This is a genomic window from Flavobacterium sp. KACC 22761 (assembly GCF_034058155.1).
GTDB lineage: Bacteria > Bacteroidota > Bacteroidia > Flavobacteriales > Flavobacteriaceae > Flavobacterium.
This window is the reverse complement of sequence record NZ_CP139148.1, coordinates 535,360-550,565: the sequence shown is the minus strand read 5'-3', so window position 1 is coordinate 550,565 and position 15,206 is coordinate 535,360. Positions and strand designations below refer to the sequence as shown.

At 34.0% G+C, this 15,206-nt stretch carries 16 protein-coding genes, 1 pseudogene and 1 riboswitch; of the genes and pseudogenes, 4 read left to right on the top strand and 13 right to left on the bottom strand.

Annotation, left to right across the window (positions count from 1 at the left end; all coding sequences use genetic code 11):
* Positions 1-2: 2 nt before the first annotated feature.
* From SCB73_RS02510 to SCB73_RS02500, 3 genes are read right to left on the bottom strand one after another with little or no spacing between them, the layout of a single operon-like run.
* Positions 3-530, bottom strand: coding sequence for a DUF4252 domain-containing protein (locus SCB73_RS02510; RefSeq protein WP_320568592.1), 528 nt, complete (start codon positions 528-530; stop codon positions 3-5).
* 16 nt (positions 531-546) lie between these two features.
* The gene (locus SCB73_RS02505; RefSeq protein WP_320568591.1) at positions 547-1,005 is read right to left on the bottom strand and encodes a hypothetical protein; all 459 of its coding nucleotides are present in this window, start codon (positions 1,003-1,005) and stop codon (positions 547-549) included.
* Positions 992-1,501, bottom strand: a complete 510-nt coding sequence (locus SCB73_RS02500) for an RNA polymerase sigma factor (RefSeq protein ID WP_320568590.1) — start codon at positions 1,499-1,501, stop codon at positions 992-994. Before SCB73_RS02500 ends, SCB73_RS02505 begins: the two co-directional genes overlap by 14 nt.
* Positions 1,502-1,662: 161 nt before the next feature.
* Between SCB73_RS02500 and SCB73_RS02495 the strand changes: the two genes are divergently transcribed.
* Positions 1,663-3,135, top strand: a complete 1,473-nt coding sequence (locus SCB73_RS02495; RefSeq protein ID WP_320568589.1) for a S41 family peptidase — start codon at positions 1,663-1,665, stop codon at positions 3,133-3,135.
* A gap of 70 nt (positions 3,136-3,205) precedes the next feature.
* Here SCB73_RS02495 and SCB73_RS02490 read toward each other — a convergent pair whose 3' ends face one another.
* From SCB73_RS02490 to SCB73_RS02450, 9 genes and pseudogenes are all read right to left on the bottom strand, one after another.
* Positions 3,206-4,255, bottom strand: coding sequence for a YncE family protein (locus tag SCB73_RS02490; RefSeq protein ID WP_320568588.1), 1,050 nt, complete (start codon positions 4,253-4,255; stop codon positions 3,206-3,208).
* Positions 4,256-4,260: 5 nt separating this feature from the next.
* A complete protein-coding gene (locus tag SCB73_RS02485) occupies positions 4,261-6,114 on the bottom strand; it encodes a TonB-dependent receptor plug domain-containing protein (RefSeq protein WP_320568587.1) in 1,854 nt (617 codons plus the stop codon).
* 27 nt (positions 6,115-6,141) lie between these two features.
* Positions 6,142-6,344, bottom strand: a riboswitch (cobalamin riboswitch).
* 67 nt (positions 6,345-6,411) lie between these two features.
* Complete coding sequence (gene cobC, locus SCB73_RS02480) at positions 6,412-6,948, bottom strand: alpha-ribazole phosphatase (RefSeq protein ID WP_320568586.1); 537 nt, start codon at positions 6,946-6,948, stop codon at positions 6,412-6,414.
* On the bottom strand, positions 6,933-7,730 hold the full coding sequence (locus tag SCB73_RS02475; RefSeq protein ID WP_320568585.1) for an adenosylcobinamide-GDP ribazoletransferase: 798 nt from the start codon (positions 7,728-7,730) through the stop codon (positions 6,933-6,935). The genes cobC and SCB73_RS02475 overlap by 16 nt, the downstream gene beginning before the upstream one ends.
* A gap of 169 nt (positions 7,731-7,899) precedes the next feature.
* Complete coding sequence (tnpA, locus tag SCB73_RS02470) at positions 7,900-8,331, bottom strand: IS200/IS605 family transposase (RefSeq protein WP_320568584.1); 432 nt, start codon at positions 8,329-8,331, stop codon at positions 7,900-7,902.
* 63 nt (positions 8,332-8,394) lie between these two features.
* Complete coding sequence (gene cobT, locus SCB73_RS02465; RefSeq protein WP_320568583.1) at positions 8,395-10,074, bottom strand: nicotinate-nucleotide--dimethylbenzimidazole phosphoribosyltransferase; 1,680 nt, start codon at positions 10,072-10,074, stop codon at positions 8,395-8,397.
* Positions 10,075-10,192: 118 nt separating this feature from the next.
* Complete coding sequence (gene cobU / locus SCB73_RS02460) at positions 10,193-10,717, bottom strand: bifunctional adenosylcobinamide kinase/adenosylcobinamide-phosphate guanylyltransferase (RefSeq protein ID WP_320568582.1); 525 nt, start codon at positions 10,715-10,717, stop codon at positions 10,193-10,195.
* 31 nt (positions 10,718-10,748) lie between these two features.
* Positions 10,749-11,128 (bottom strand): annotated as a pseudogene (locus SCB73_RS02455) (four helix bundle protein).
* A 31-nt stretch (positions 11,129-11,159) separates the two neighbouring features.
* Positions 11,160-11,522 (bottom strand): DUF5522 domain-containing protein, encoded by a 363-nt coding sequence (locus SCB73_RS02450; protein WP_320568581.1) that lies wholly within the window; start codon positions 11,520-11,522, stop codon positions 11,160-11,162.
* A 96-nt stretch (positions 11,523-11,618) separates the two neighbouring features.
* Between SCB73_RS02450 and SCB73_RS02445 the strand changes: the two genes are divergently transcribed.
* From SCB73_RS02445 to SCB73_RS02435, 3 genes are all read left to right on the top strand, one after another.
* Positions 11,619-12,761 (top strand): ABC transporter substrate-binding protein, encoded by a 1,143-nt coding sequence (locus tag SCB73_RS02445; RefSeq protein ID WP_320568580.1) that lies wholly within the window; start codon positions 11,619-11,621, stop codon positions 12,759-12,761.
* 1 nt (position 12,762) lies between these two features.
* Positions 12,763-13,791, top strand: coding sequence for a FecCD family ABC transporter permease (locus SCB73_RS02440; RefSeq protein ID WP_413927822.1), 1,029 nt, complete (start codon positions 12,763-12,765; stop codon positions 13,789-13,791).
* Positions 13,792-13,885: 94 nt separating this feature from the next.
* Entirely contained in the window at positions 13,886-14,662 is a 777-nt protein-coding gene (locus SCB73_RS02435) for an ABC transporter ATP-binding protein (protein ID WP_320568579.1), read from the top strand.
* A gap of 44 nt (positions 14,663-14,706) precedes the next feature.
* Here SCB73_RS02435 and SCB73_RS02430 read toward each other — a convergent pair whose 3' ends face one another.
* A complete protein-coding gene (locus SCB73_RS02430; protein WP_320568578.1) occupies positions 14,707-15,162 on the bottom strand; it encodes a tRNA (cytidine(34)-2'-O)-methyltransferase in 456 nt (151 codons plus the stop codon).
* Positions 15,163-15,206: the final 44 nt, after the last annotated feature.

Below are 15,206 nucleotides of genomic sequence, written 5' to 3'. Positions count from 1 at the left end.
GATTATTTTTTGCCTTTAGAGGCCTTTTTTAAGTCGCTTCCGCCAGGAAGTTGCATTTTGTCTGTCAATACTGAAATTTCGTTCAAGTCAAAATTACCAGTCAAGGATAATAAAACCGTTTCATCTGTTTTTGCTCCGTCAACAAACATCAGCAATTCTTTGATTTGAGAATCGCTAGCGCCTGATTTTACCATTATTCGAACATTTTTTCCACTGTCGTTTACTCGCATTAATTCTTCAAGACCAGCAGTTTTGATATACTTGTCAGCAGAAGCTTTCATATCGGCTTCAATTTTAGGGTTTTTAGTTGTAAACACTTTTAGGTAATCTAATTTTTTAATCAGATTGATGTATTGTTGTGTTTCTTTGTCAGAAGCATCAACTTTTACTTTGCTCATTAAATCGAACATTTTTTTGTTTACAATTACCGATGTTACGTCGTCTTGACCGTCAAATTTGTCAAAAGCGCCTTGTGCGTAGAAAGAATGTGTGAAAAAGGCGAAAACTAAGGTTATAATAAGATTTTTCATTTTTGATTGAATTTAATTACTGTTTAAAGATTTTGTTTTTTGATTGTTCATATTCGTTAATGTATTGCACACTTTCAATGCCTACATTAACATGTGTTGATAATAATGCCAAAGCTTTTTGCGTAGCTTTCAACGCTTCTTCAGGATTGTCGTAGGTTCCTAATTCTGATTGCGCTACAGCCTGAGTTGTAGTTTTTTCATTTACAAGGAAATAAGTACCAATCCCCAACAAAACAACTGCTGAAGCTGCAATCGATAGCCACGCCACATTTCGTTTCTTAGTTTGTAGTGGAATCTCTTGCGTCGTTTTTTGTTGTTTTGCTTGAGAGAAATAACCAAACATTGGCTGATATTGCTCTAAATGCTGCGCAACATTTGGAGACGAAAAGTACTCTTTAAGTTCTTTTTCTTCAGCAATCGTGGTTTCTCCCTGAAAGTATTTTTCTAATATATTTTCTATTCTATCTAATTCCATAACTGTGTGTGTTAACCATTGATTCTCTAATTTTTTTTCTCGCTCTTGAAAGCGCTACTCTTATAGCCGTTTCATTCATGTTGACAATTTTCGCAATTTCATCAAATTCATATTGTTCAACATCGCGAAGCTGAATTAATATTTGGAGCTGCTCAGGCAGCTGATTTATAATTTTTTCTACCCATTCCAAGCTGTCAGAATCTTCCAGTTTTCTGTCTAATTGAGGTTCGCGGTCTGTAAAATTATTGTGTACAATTTTTAAGTTTCCGGCTCTTTTAGATTTTAATTGATCCAGACAATAATTTTTGGTCATGGTCATGGCTACAGCTTCGATGTTGTTATAGGAATCCAAATTATCTTTTTTGTTCCATAATTTCACCATCACTTCCTGAGTGGCATCTTCAGCCTCTTCGGTGCTTGTGAGCAATCTTTTTGCCAGACGAAAAACTTTGTCTTTAAAAGGATTAATTAATTCTATAAACACATTCTGATTCATAAAATTGGTTGGTTATTCGTTAGCTTATATAGTCAAGACGAGGCACGATTATTTTTGTTACATCAACTTTGAAAAAAAATTACAGAAAAAATGAAATAAACTTGCTCCTGTTAAAACTAAAGGTAGTATTTTTACGTTAATAGATTACCAAAAGCTTAATTATGAAAACAATTTTAAGGAGTTTATTGCTGATTTTTTTGTTGGCGTTTGCTTTGCAATCCTGTGAAGACCAGGATGATGTGGAGGCTCCAGCGACTTTGCAAGTAAATGATTTCATCTGGAAAGGATTAAATACCGTTTATTTGTGGCAGGCTGATGTGCCAAATTTAGCAGATGATAGATTTAGCAGTCAAGCAGAATTAAACTCTTATTTATCTGGATATTCAAAACCTGAAGAATTATTTCAGGATTTGTTAAATAAGCCTATCAGTAAGTATCCTGCAACAGCAATTGACCGTTTTAGCTGGATTGTTGATGATTATACAGTTTTGGAACAAGAACTTAACGGAATCACAAAAAATAATGGTGTCGATTTTAAATTGACCCGAGTTTCATCTGGATCTAATGATGTGGTAGGTTATGTACGTTATATTATCCCAAATTCTGATGCTTCAGGCAAGGCTATAAAAAGAGGAGACTTATTTACGTCTGTAAATGGTACAAAACTTACGGTTTCAAATTATCAATCTTTGTTGATTGCTCCAGATACTTATACTTTGGATTTTGCAGATTATAACGGATCAGCATTTGTTTTGAACGGAAAATCGGTTACTTTGACCAAAACGGTTTTAGAAGAAAATCCTATTTTGATCAATAAAGTAATTGGATCTGGAGGTCATAAAATCGGTTATTTGATGTATAACGGATTTTATTCTGATTATGATTCGAAGCTGAATCAAGCTTTTGGAGAGTTAAAAGCTCAAGGAGTGACAGACTTAGTTTTAGATTTAAGATACAATGGAGGAGGTTCCGTACGTTCATCAACTCGTTTGGCAAGTATGATTACGGGACAGTTTGACGGAAAAGTATTTTCGAAACAGCAATACAATCTAAAATTGATGGCTTCATTAAATACTGCCGATCTGGAAACTTTGAATCAGAGATTTGTAAATAATATCGATGGTACGGCTTTGAACAGTTTGAATTTGTCAACAGTTTATATTTTGACAACTTCGAATACTGCTTCAGCAAGTGAATTGGTGATAAATGGATTAAAACCATATATCAATGTTATTCAAATCGGTGAAACAACAATTGGCAAAAATGTAGGATCTTTTACGGTTTATGATTCGCCGACTTTTACAAAAGAGAAAGTAAATCCAAATCATAAATATGCGATGCAGCCATTAGTTTTCAAAATCACGAATGCGCAAGATTTTGGAGATTATACCTCTGGATTAACTCCTACGTATGTTCAGTTAGAATATATCAATAATTATGGTGTTTTGGGAGATCCAGCTGAGCCATTGTTGAATTTGGCAATTTCTAAAATTACGGGAGCTACAGCTAAAAAAATCCAAACCGACAAATCTTCGGTTTTACCTTATATAGACGATTCTAAAAAAATCAACGGATTACGAAATGAAATGTACTTAGAGAATGCTCCAAAAGGGTTTACGAGATCATTAAAATAAAAAAAAGGCTTTCAGAAATGAAAGCCTTTTTTTTAAAAAAAATCCAAAAACTAATTTAAAAATAAAGGTATTAATTGTTGAAGTAAAAACCATTTGGTCCAATTCCAACCGTTAATTCTTTTTGTGATACACCGCTTAAATTATAGATGTAAGCTTTGCTGTTTGAAGCATAATCTCCTGCATCAGCAATATAAATTTTATTGTTTTCTACAGCAAAACCGTAGATAGAACCGCCAGTTGAAAGCCTTGCTGTAAAGATTGGAGCAGTTGTAGCGTCAGTTGCTGTTGTGTTAATAGCGTATACAGCTTTGCCTGCAGTGTAATAAATCTTATCATTGTAAATATCCAAATATCCTGCACGTCCTTGCGCTTGTGGAATTGTAATTTTTGAAGCGGTTTTGTCAGAAAGTTTTACTTTTACAATTTCGCTGTTAGTTCCTGAAAGACCTCTTAGAATGTACAGAATGCCATCTTTTGCTTCCATAGTGTCAGCATTGTATCCAATAGTTAGAGGTGTCTCCAATGCTTTTGTCGCTGGATTTACAACTAATAATTTATCACTTGAATAAGGCTCTGTAATATATAGTTTGCCATTTTCCAATAAAATTCGGTTTGCAGTAGCATTCAATTGAATTTTAGATTCTACTTTGTTGCTTGCCAAATCAATTACAGCAATGTAGTCATCAGTGTCTCCAGTTGCTGGATTGCTGTACGAATACGTATTTGCGTTAGTTACATATGCTTTTCCGTCTTTTACAACACCGTATCTTGGATTTGCTAATCCGCTGTCAATTTTTGCAACTAATTTGAAAGAATATCTGTTCACAACATTTATTACGTTTGATCCGCCAGCAATGATATACGCTTTATCTCCGTCAAAAAAAATGTTTTGAAGATATACTCCCGCAAAATCTCCAGCATTTGCAGTTTTGTAAACATCAGCAGTAAAATTTGACAAATCATCACTAGCAAAAGAAACTGATCCACCGCCAGAATTTCCTTCGTTTAAGATGAAAAATCCTTTATCATAAGCTCCTTTCGGGTCATTATCGTCATCGTTAGAACAAGAAACAAAAAGCGAAACGCTGATTGCTAATAAAAATAATCTAGTTAATTTCATTATATTTAAAATTTAAGGTTTAAGTACATATTAAAATTTCTTCCAGGCATTGGTCTGTTTTCAAGACTTTCGTAATTTTCGTTCCAAAGATTTAATACTTGAAATCCAATTTTGAACGAACTGAGAAATTTAAAATCATAATCTATTCCAATATTTGAAACCATATAAGCATCAACAATTTCATTCGGATCATTATCAGCCTGTGTGTAAACAAAGCCATTATACAGGAATTGATAATAAGCTGAAATTCGGCTTCTTGAATACGAAACGGCAGCTGTTACTTTATTAAACGGAACAAAAAACAACTGTTTGTTGGTTTCTGTGTTTTCTGATACCGTGTATGCGTAAGTGGCATTGGCTCCAAAATAATTTTTGCCATATTGTTTTTTCCAGCTAATTAAAGTTTCAGCGCCATAACTGTTTACCTTGTCTGTATTTTCGGGTCTCCAGATGCCCCCGCTTCCTGGAACCCATCGTAATAAATCGGTAATTTTGATGTAGTAAAATGTTTGTGTAAGCGAAATGTTTTCAAAAGTAAAAACATTTCCAATTTCCGCCTGATACGAACTTTCTGGTTTTAAATTAGGATTTCCGCCTTCTTCCCAATACAAATCATTGAATGTTGGAATTCTGAAGTTTCGGGACAAATTCACTTTCAAATTATATAGTTTTCCAAATTGATAGGACGAACCAAAATTGAATAAAACAGGTGATTTATAATTGTCTGTAAATTCTTTTCGAATGCCAAATTCATTTTTCCAATCTTTTGAAAAATCTTGTTTCACTAACAATGCAGCAGAACTGATTTCTCGCGTATTATCTCCAAAACCGCTTCCGAAGCCTTTTGTTCGATTGTAATCTAAAATCCCGTTTATCTGCGTCGATTTGAAAATGGTATATCCTAAATCAGCCTTAGTAATTAAACTTTCTGTTTTCCCAAAAGTGTATTGATTTAGAGAATTATTAGAGTAATATTGGTAATTTTCAAAGATGTATGCCGTTTTGAAATTGGCTTTAAACTTGCCAAAATCCCCATCATATTCCAGTAAATTTCTATTGAAACCGTTTACATATTTGCTTGGAGTTTCAGTTTCCGTTATTAAAGAAGTATTTCGGTCTGTATTTGAAGTTTGCGTGTATAATTTTAAACTGTTCTTCGCATTAAATTTATAGCCCAAATTTGCGCTCATGGTAATGACGTCATATTGCCCGTTTTGGTTCCAGCGTTGTTCACCTTTCCAAGTATATCGGTTCAAATATTTATAATCGTTTGTAGAACTGTTTTTTGAAAAACCAATTTGCGCACTCCATTTTTGATTTGAAATATTAGTTTTATAGTTGATTCCAATGGTATTGAAACTTCCGTAATCAAGTTTTAAATTATTCTCAAAACGATTGTAAAATGCCAAATCGTTGTTTAAATGCACCGTTCCGCCCACAGCACCGCTTCCGTAAATAATACTTCCTCCTCCAGCTTTTACGCTGATCGAATTGTAATCTGCTCCCGAAATGGTGTTGAAATCGGTGCTTCCGTTCATTTGAGAGTTTATATTGATTCCGTTCCAAATAACTGCTGTCTGAGAAGAAGTTGTTCCTCGAAATGCAACCGTCGAAAGCATGCCACGACCGTATTCTTTAAAATAAATGGTAGAATTGAAATTCAATAAATCGGTCAACAAAGCTTCATTTTTATTGATCACTGAATCGTTAAGTTTTAAAACCGATTGTGAAGTAGAGTATTTTTTAAGATTGGAATCAGAAACCAAAACTTCTTTTAAACTGGTAATAGAATCTTTCTGCGCCCAAATCAATTGGCACAACAATACTAAACTAAAAGCGAAATATTTTTTTAAAGTCATAATTTCTACACTCTTTTTCCCGAGAGTTCGATCTTTGTTTCAAAGGCAGGTCTCCTGGCTTGCGTCTTGTTGTTTGCCTTCCCATCACGCAAGGCGTGACAGTGGTTTGTAGATAACAACAAGCATTCTTTTCAGAACTAAGCTTACAGTTGCGGGTACAGCTCAAGATTTTGCTTGATTCCCTTTTAATGTGTTTTTATTAAAACACAACCTTAATTTTGCGCAAAGATAAAGTTAAAATTATTGAATTTTCAAATTTGTTTTACTTTTTCGGATAAATTCTGAACAAAAGCTTTGTCAGAGCTCAATTTTAATGACTTGGCCAAAATCAACTTTATTTTGAAAAGCCTCTTTTAAAGGCAATGCGGTTTGATGACATAAGATACTTCTGATGATTCCGGCATGCGCTACAATAATAATAGGATGTTGTATATTTTTAGAAATAGTGTTAAACAAAAAATTACCAACACGATCATGTAACTCTACAAAAGATTCTCCATTTGTAGCCTGAATGTTCACAAAATCTTCCATCCATGGATTGAGTTGTTCTGGCGAAATTTCATTCCAGATTTTGAGTTCCCAATCGCCAAAATTCATTTCTTTTAGACGTTCATCTTCGTAATAAGAAACGGTTTCAAGATTGTTTTGAATGTGTTTTGCCAAAGTCACACAACGCTTCAACGGACTTGAGAAGATGATTGCTTCAGAAGGCAATTGCGAAACAATTTCATCAAAGATACGATCAAAAGGAACAGCAATATCAACATCAGATTGGCCATAGCAAATTCCTTTTTCGCAAACTGTTTCGGTGTGGCGAACTAGATAAATTTCCATATAAAAAGAAGACTTAGGTAAAAAATAACTTCGCAGACTTGTTGTGTGGCGCCAAGACAATCGCCCGTATAACCGTCAATCCATTTTTGGAAATATCTTGCTAAAAAATATCTGGTCAAAAAAACTGGAATCAGAATCAAAATTGTTTTGATCTCAAAAGAGAAATAGGAGAGTGCCAATAACGGAAGTAATCCGAAGAAAAAAGATCCGAAAATTTCTTTCCAAGTGTGCTGTTTTGCGATGGGTTTGCTTTTGCTTGTTGCATCATCTCTGGAATATTCATGTGTGAAAATAATGCTGATTGCGCTAAGTCGGCTTAAAGAGTGAGCTGAAATGAAAAACAGGTATATTAAAAAGTAATTGTCATCATTTTTAAAAATCAGAACAGATTCTGAAAGCAGTTTGAATTTGGCTAAAAACAATAAAACCAATCCGATTGCACCGTAAGCACCAATGGCACTGTCTTTCATAATCAAGAGGATTTTCTCTTTGGTCCAGCCTCCGCCAAAACCATCGCAAACATCTGCAAAACCATCTTCATGAAAGGCGCCTGTTGTTAAAATCGAAGCAATTATTGCCAAAACAACAGCCGTTTCTACTGAAAGAAAAGATGAGAAAATATAAAAAGCCAAAAAAGAAATACTTCCAACAATCCAACCAATAAAAGGAAAATAGCGTGTTGCTTTGTTTAAATAATCAGGATGATGTGTAATGTTTTTTGGACATGGGATTCGGGTGTAAAACATTAAACAGGTGAAGAAAATGTGGAGTTCTTTTTTCATTTATATTATGGTTATTTGGCTAAAGCCTTTTTAGGAGCAAATTTATAACCTCCAGATTTATCTGGAGGCAATTCAAAAACAAAATTTTAATAATTGGTTTAAATGAATTGCCAACATCTTTAGATGTTGGTTTGTTTATAGTTACTAAGAAAGGCTTTAGCCAAATTTTTTATGAGTGCTTGAACTTAAATTTAATCATAAACTCATCATACTCTTCTTGAAAAGTTTTCTTTTTATGATGTTCTTCTTGATTTTTAATATAGTCTCTTACCTTATCAACAATAGATTCTGAAACTGACACGGCAAAATATTCATCTTGCCATTCAAATTTCTGTTCAGTTAATTGATTTTTGTTAATCCAATACGAAGATTCTCCTTTTAATAATTGCATTGTTTTCTGGATAGTTTGGTCGTTTCCGAGCGAAATCAGGCAATGACAATGATCAGAATATCCACTAACAAATTCAATAAATATTTCCTTTTTTAAGGCATTTTCTTTGATATGATGCCAAAGTTTTTGGCGTAAATCAAAAGAATTTAAAAATGGAAACCTGTTTTTTGTACTCCAAACGCAATGAATATAGACTTTGGTAAATGGCATGTATAAGAGTTTAATAATTTCGATTCGTATTCAAAATTATAAACTTTAAAATAAAAAAGAAAGTTATTTCTTGCTAATTCCAGCGCTTTCAAAACTTGCCATTTCATTCAAAAAAGCTTCCGCCGATTTTAAAATTGGGAAAGCAATTGCGCAACCCGTTCCTTCGCCCAAGCGCAAATCCAAATTCAAAATAGGTTTTGCATTCAAATATTGAAGCAGCTTTTGATGTGCATTTTCAGCAGAGCAATGACAAAAAACGGCATTTTTTATAATTTCAGGGTTAATTTTGGTTGCAATTAAAAATGCAGTACTGCAAATAAACCCGTCAACTAGAATCAGCATTTTATTTTCAAAGGCAGCTAGCATTCCACCAGCCATTTGCAGAATTTCAAAACCTCCAAAATAAGCCAGTTGTGACATTAATTCGGCTTGACCGGAATAATTTTCGATTGCTTTTTTTAAGAGATTTTGCTTTTTATTCAGTTTTTCATCGTCAACTCCTGTGCCTTTTCCGACACATTCTTCAATCGGAAAATCTGTCAATAGACTCATTAAAACCGAAGCTGTTGAAGTGTTTCCAATTCCCATTTCACCAAAACCAATGCAGTTTGAGCCTGTTTGAGCAATGTTCTCAACGATTGACTTTCCTTTTTCAAAGCACAATTGAAGTTCGGTTTCGCTCATAGCTGGCACGTGCAAAAAAGATTGTGTTCCTTTAGCGACTTTAGCATCAATTAGTTTTGCATTTGTTGGAAAATCATAATTGACGCCAGCATCGACAATTGACAATTGAATATTGTTTTGCCTGCAAAAAACATTTATCGCAGCGCCTCCGTCTAGAAAATTAGTCACCATTTGACGTGTTACATCTTGCGGATAAGCACTGACGCCATGATTTGCAATTCCGTGATCAGCGGCAAAAACAATCATATTTGGATTTGTGAGTTTCGGAGTTAAAGTTTCAAAAACCGTCGCGATTTGAAAAGCGAGTGTTTCTAAAGTTCCTAAAGCGCCAATTGGTTTTGTTTTCGAATCTATTTTTTCCTGCAAAAGTTTCTCAAAATCGGTTGCAGTTTTATTTTGTGATGTGAAGTTAGTTGTGATTTCGGAAATAGAACTTTCGTTTACATTTTGAATTTCGGTACAAATTGGTGCTTCTGATTTTTGTTTCCAATGCAATTGTTGCAACATTGGCTGATTGTTATAATTTGTTGCCGGTTTTCCAATACAAAAATAGCCGAGCGGCTCAATATTTTCGGGTAAATCGAGAATCTTTTTAAACTGATAATAATTTAAAATCGAAACCCAGCCCATTCCGTAGCCTTGCTCTGTAAGTGAAAGCCAGATATTCTGTGCCGCACAAACCGAACTGAATTTTACGGCTTCATTGCTTCCAACAGTTCCAATTGTAAATTGATTTAGCACAGATCGGTCATAAGCAATTATAAGACCAATTGGAGCTTCTTCAATTGCTTCTAATTTTAATGATCTGTAAAGTTCTTTTTGTTGCGGATTATCAGTAAGTTCTTCGGCTTTTCTATTATAGTCTAAAAACAGATTTTTAATAGCCGTTTTGACTTGAGGAGTTTTTATGAGATAATATCGCGTAGCATCTGTAAGCCCGACAGAAGGTGCCCAATGTCCGGCCCGCAAAGCTTTTTGAATCACTTCATCAGGAACTTCATCGGTGGTAAAATGTCGAGTATCACGGCGTGATTTTAAAATATCATCTAAACTAGTCATAAATTCCAATATTTAAATTTCAAATTCTAAATCTGAAAAAGAAAAATTCCTGTAAAGGTAAAGCATAGCTTTGGAATTTGAATTTATAATTTGCTTCTAATTTATTGGAATTTGGAATTTAAAATTTGGAATTTTTACCTTTGATTTTGACTGGAATTCCTGAAACCATTAAAACAACTTCATCAGCATTTGAAGCTAAAAATTGATTCATCCAGCCTTGTAATTCGGTAAACTTTCTGCCAATATGCGTATCTGCGTGAACGCCCATTCCAATTTCGTTGGTAACAATTATTAAAGTTGCATTTTCTTGATTTGCGATTGCAAGAAATTCTTTTTTGGCTTCTTCTAAAGATGCGGCAACATCGTTTTTAGTATCAACAAAAAAATTAGTCAGCCATAAAGTGACGCAATCAATTAAGGCTACTTTTCCCGAAAAATCAATTTCGCTTAAATGTTTTTCTTTTTCAATATTGGTCCAGCGTCCATCGCGTTCTTGCTGATGACGATCGATTCGGTTCTGAAAATCAGAGTCCCATTTTCTGGCTGTTGCAATATAAAGGGGTAAATCAGAAAGTTGCAACGCTAAGTTTTGGGCATAATGGCTTTTTCCAGAACGCTCGCCGCCGGTAATTAAGTAGATCATGTAATAATGGTTAATTATTAATTGTTAATGGTTAATTTTTTGCTGAGGTTTGTTTACCAACTAATTGATTTTTTGAAGTCTTCAAGATGCTTGTTATTAATTTTAAAATTGTAATCGCATCGTGATGAATGTTGTCAAATTCTTTTTCGCTAAGATAATCTGTCGCTTTTAATAACTCCAACCAATAAACAGTTTCATTAGCTTCTTTTTGCGCTATTGCAAATTTATGAATAAATCGCTTTTACTTTCTGCATGCTCAGCTTCCCGAATCATGGCGCCAATACTTGTTCCAGATCTTAAAAGTTGTTTAGAAAGTGTAAACTCTTTTTTGTTGTTGTTTAGATGTTGATTTAATTTGATAATACGAATTGCAAAATCAAAGCTTTTATTTTTAACCACATTGTTTTTCATAATTAACAACTAACAATTTATAATTAATAATTTAGTAAGGGCAATGCCTGCATCCGTTTCCACAACATTTACCTCTTTTGAGGTGGTACCAAGTTTTAAAAACCATATTACCATTTTCCATGTAGTAATCAATTCCTTCGATAAGTTTTTCTGTTTTGGGCAACAATGCAGCTTTGTTTTTTAAAGCTTTTTCAGGAGTTATGGTTTCTATATAGGCATCAATTTTATCTTCGCAGGCTTCTTTGAAACAAACCGGACACAAACAGTCTCCTCCTTCTGAAAGATTAAAAATAGGTGGATATTCATTGCACCAGCATTTGTTTTCAACTGAAATATCTCCACAGCTGAAAGAAGTTTCACAGCTTGAGCAAATTTTTGTTTTTGTGGTATTCATAATGTAAAGATACAATTTGTTGAATTTTGTAAGAATAAAAGTAAACAAAAAAAAGCAGAAAATGATTTACCTTTGTCCCTATCCAAAACGTTAAATATGAAATTTTATTTACCTAAGTTAGTATTTTTTCTTTCTTTTTTTATTCTTACAAGTTGTAAAAAAAGTGAGAATATTGAAACCATAAAATCAGAAACTGCAAAAAACAGCATCGAATTCGCTTCAGGACTTTCTATCGTAAAACAAGAAGGATATTCTGTCGTTACAATCTCAAATCCTTGGCCTAATGCAAATAAGGATTTTAAATATGTGTTGAAGGAAAAAGATGCTAAGGTTCCAGACAGTCTTCAAACTTATACAACAATAAAAGTGCCATTAGAATCAGTAGTGGTTACTTCGACAACAAATATTCCGTTTTTAGAAATGTTGGAAGTCGAAGATAAATTGGTTGGTTTTCCACATACCGATTATATTTCTTCTGAAAAAACAAGAGCATTGATTGATAAAGGTTCAGTAAAAAATGTTGGACAAAACGAAAAATTAAACATAGAACAACTTATCGAATTGTCTCCTGATTTGATTGTGACTTTTGGAGTTGACAACAATAATCCGATGTTGGATAATTTGAAAAAAAGCGGTTTGAATGTCTTGATTCAAGGTGATTGGATGGAACAATCTCCACTTGGAAAAGCCGAATGGATTAAGCTTTACGGCGCTTTATTTGGAAAAGAAGACAAAGCCAAAGAATTGTTTGATAAAATTGTGGAAAGCTACAATCAAGCTAAAAAATTGGTAGAAAATAAACCAGCAACAACAAAAGTTTTATACGGTTCAATGTACGAAGATGCTTGGTATGTGGCAAAAGGAAATAGCTGGGTTGCACAATTTATGAAAGATGCCAAAGCCGATTATTTATGGAGCAATTTGAAAGGAACTGGAAGCGAGGGCTTGTCTTTTGAAAAAGTTTTGGACAAAGCAAAAACTGCAAATGTTTGGGTGGTTTCTGGTTCTTTTAAAACGTTAGAAGATTTACAAAAAGCAAATCCTCATTATGCTGAATTTGATGCTTTTAAAAATAAGACGGTTTACTCATTAGAAAGTAAATTTGGCGCAACCGGCGGAACAATTTTTTATGAATTATCGCCAAGCCGTCCGGATTTGGTTTTAAAAGATTATATCAAAATTTTCCATCCGGATTTATTGGAAGGTTACGAATTTACATTTGCATCAAAACTGAATTAAATTGGCAAACAAAAAAAGAAATACCATTTTATTTGTCGTTTTGTCTCTTGGACTTTGGCTGATGTTTTTTGCAAGCATTAGTCTGGGTTCGGTTACAATTCCGCTGAAAGAAGTTTTTTCGAGTTTAACTGGAGGACAGGCTACAAAATCGACTTGGGAATACATCATAATAAATTATCGTTTGCCAAAAGCAATTACGGCGGTTTTAGTAGGAACTGGACTTTCGATCAGCGGACTTTTAATGCAGACATTATTTCGGAACCCGTTGGCTGGGCCGTATGTTTTAGGATTAAGTTCTGGAGCAAGTTTAGGCGTTGCTTTTGTGATTTTGGGAGCAGGATTTTTGCCTTCTTTTTTACAGGTAATTGCGCTGTCATCCTACGGAATTGTGATTGCATCTACTTTTGGAAGTACTCTAGTTTTGCTTTTGGTTTTAGTAGTTTCACAAAGATTGCGCGATACAATGGCAATTTTGATTGTAGGATTGATGTTTGGGAGTTTTACAACTGCAATTGTCAGTGTTTTAACCTATTTCAGTACTGCAGAACAACTTCAAAAATTCACGTTTTGGTCAATGGGAAGTCTCGGAAATCTTTCTTGGGGAACTATCGTAATTCTGACAGTTTGCGTCGGAATTGGTTTGATTTTAAGTGCAAGTAGTATAAAACCGTTAAATGCATTGCTTTTGGGCGAAAATTACGCAAAAAGCATGGGGCTGAACTTTAAAAAAGCAAGATTGATTATCATATTCGCGACGAGTATTTTATCAGGAAGTATTACGGCTTTTGCCGGGCCAATTGCTTTTATTGGGCTTGCAGTGCCACATATTGCAAAACTGGTTTTTCAAACAAGCAATCACACCATATTGTTTTGGAGTACATTGTTTTTTGGATCTATAATAATGCTTTTTTGTGATATTGTTTCACAAATGCCAGGATTTGATGTTACACTTCCAATCAATGCCATAACATCGATAATTGGCGCGCCAGTGGTAATTTGGCTTTTAGTTAGAAAAAGAAATTTTAAATAATTTATTTGGCCACAGATTAATCGGATTAAACAGATTTTCACCGTTTTAAAAAAAACTTAGTGTCTCAGTAACTTAGAATCTTAGCATCTTAAAAATGAAAACAATTCTATCAACTTCAAATTTAAATATTGGATACAAATCCAAGAAAGGAGTTACAACCATTGCTGAGCATCTAAATCTAAACTTAGCATCAGGAAAACTCATTACTTTGATTGGTGCAAACGGAATAGGAAAATCTACGTTATTGCGAACAATCACCGGAATTCAAAAACCTTTATCAGGAAATGTTTATTTGAATGAAAAAAATATTTCGGACTACAAACCTTTAGAATTAGCCCAAAATTTAAGTTTGGTTTTAACAGAAAAACTGCCACCAAGCAATCTTTCAGTTTTTGAATTGGTAGCACTTGGACGCCAACCTTATACCAATTGGGTTGGAACTTTGACTCCCGAAGATATTGTAAAAGTCAATGAAGCTTTAGCCTTGACTCAAATCACCCATTTGGCAAATAAAAAACATTTTGAAATAAGCGACGGACAATTGCAGAAAGTCTTAATTGCACGAGCACTCGCTCAAGATACGCCTTTGATTATTTTGGATGAACCTACTACACATCTTGATTTGCTTCATAAAGTTTCATTATTCAAACTATTAAAAAAACTGACTCAGGAAACAGAAAAATGCATTTTGTTTTCAACGCATGATATTGATTTGGCAATTCAGTTAAGTGACGAAATGATCATGATGACGCCCGAAAACATAGTGCAAGATGAACCATGCAATTTAATTTCAAACGGAAGTTTTGGAAATTTGTTCAAAGATGAACATATAATTTTTGATGCTGAAAAAGGGAAGTTTATTGTGACGTAATGCATTTCCTGCAAGGTTTTGAAAACCTTGCAGTAACACTTCAGTTATTTTTTTAGTCCAATTTGCCTTTTAGCTTCACCAACCACAAAAGCCACAGAATTTGCAATATTAAAACTGCGAATCAGCGGAGACATCGGAATCGTTAAATGATTTTCGAATCGAGCCATAAATTCTTTGCTCAAACCAACGCTTTCTTTCCCGAAAACCAACCAATCGCCATCTTGAAATTCATTTTCTAAATATGATTTTTCAGAATGTGAACTCATCAAAAATACGCGTGAATGATCTGGAATCTGCGCAATCCATTCTTCGACATTTTGATATTCGGTTACATCAAGATGCACCCAATAATCCAATCCCGAACGTTTTAGGTTTTTGTCATTAATTACGAATCCAAAAGGATGAATTAAATGAAGTCGGCTTTCTGTACCAACGCACAATCTTCCAATATTTCCAGTATTATTAGGTATTTCAGGTTCAACAAGAACAACGTTTAGCATTTTTTTGAGTTATAAATTATGAGTTTTAACAATTATCTAATTGT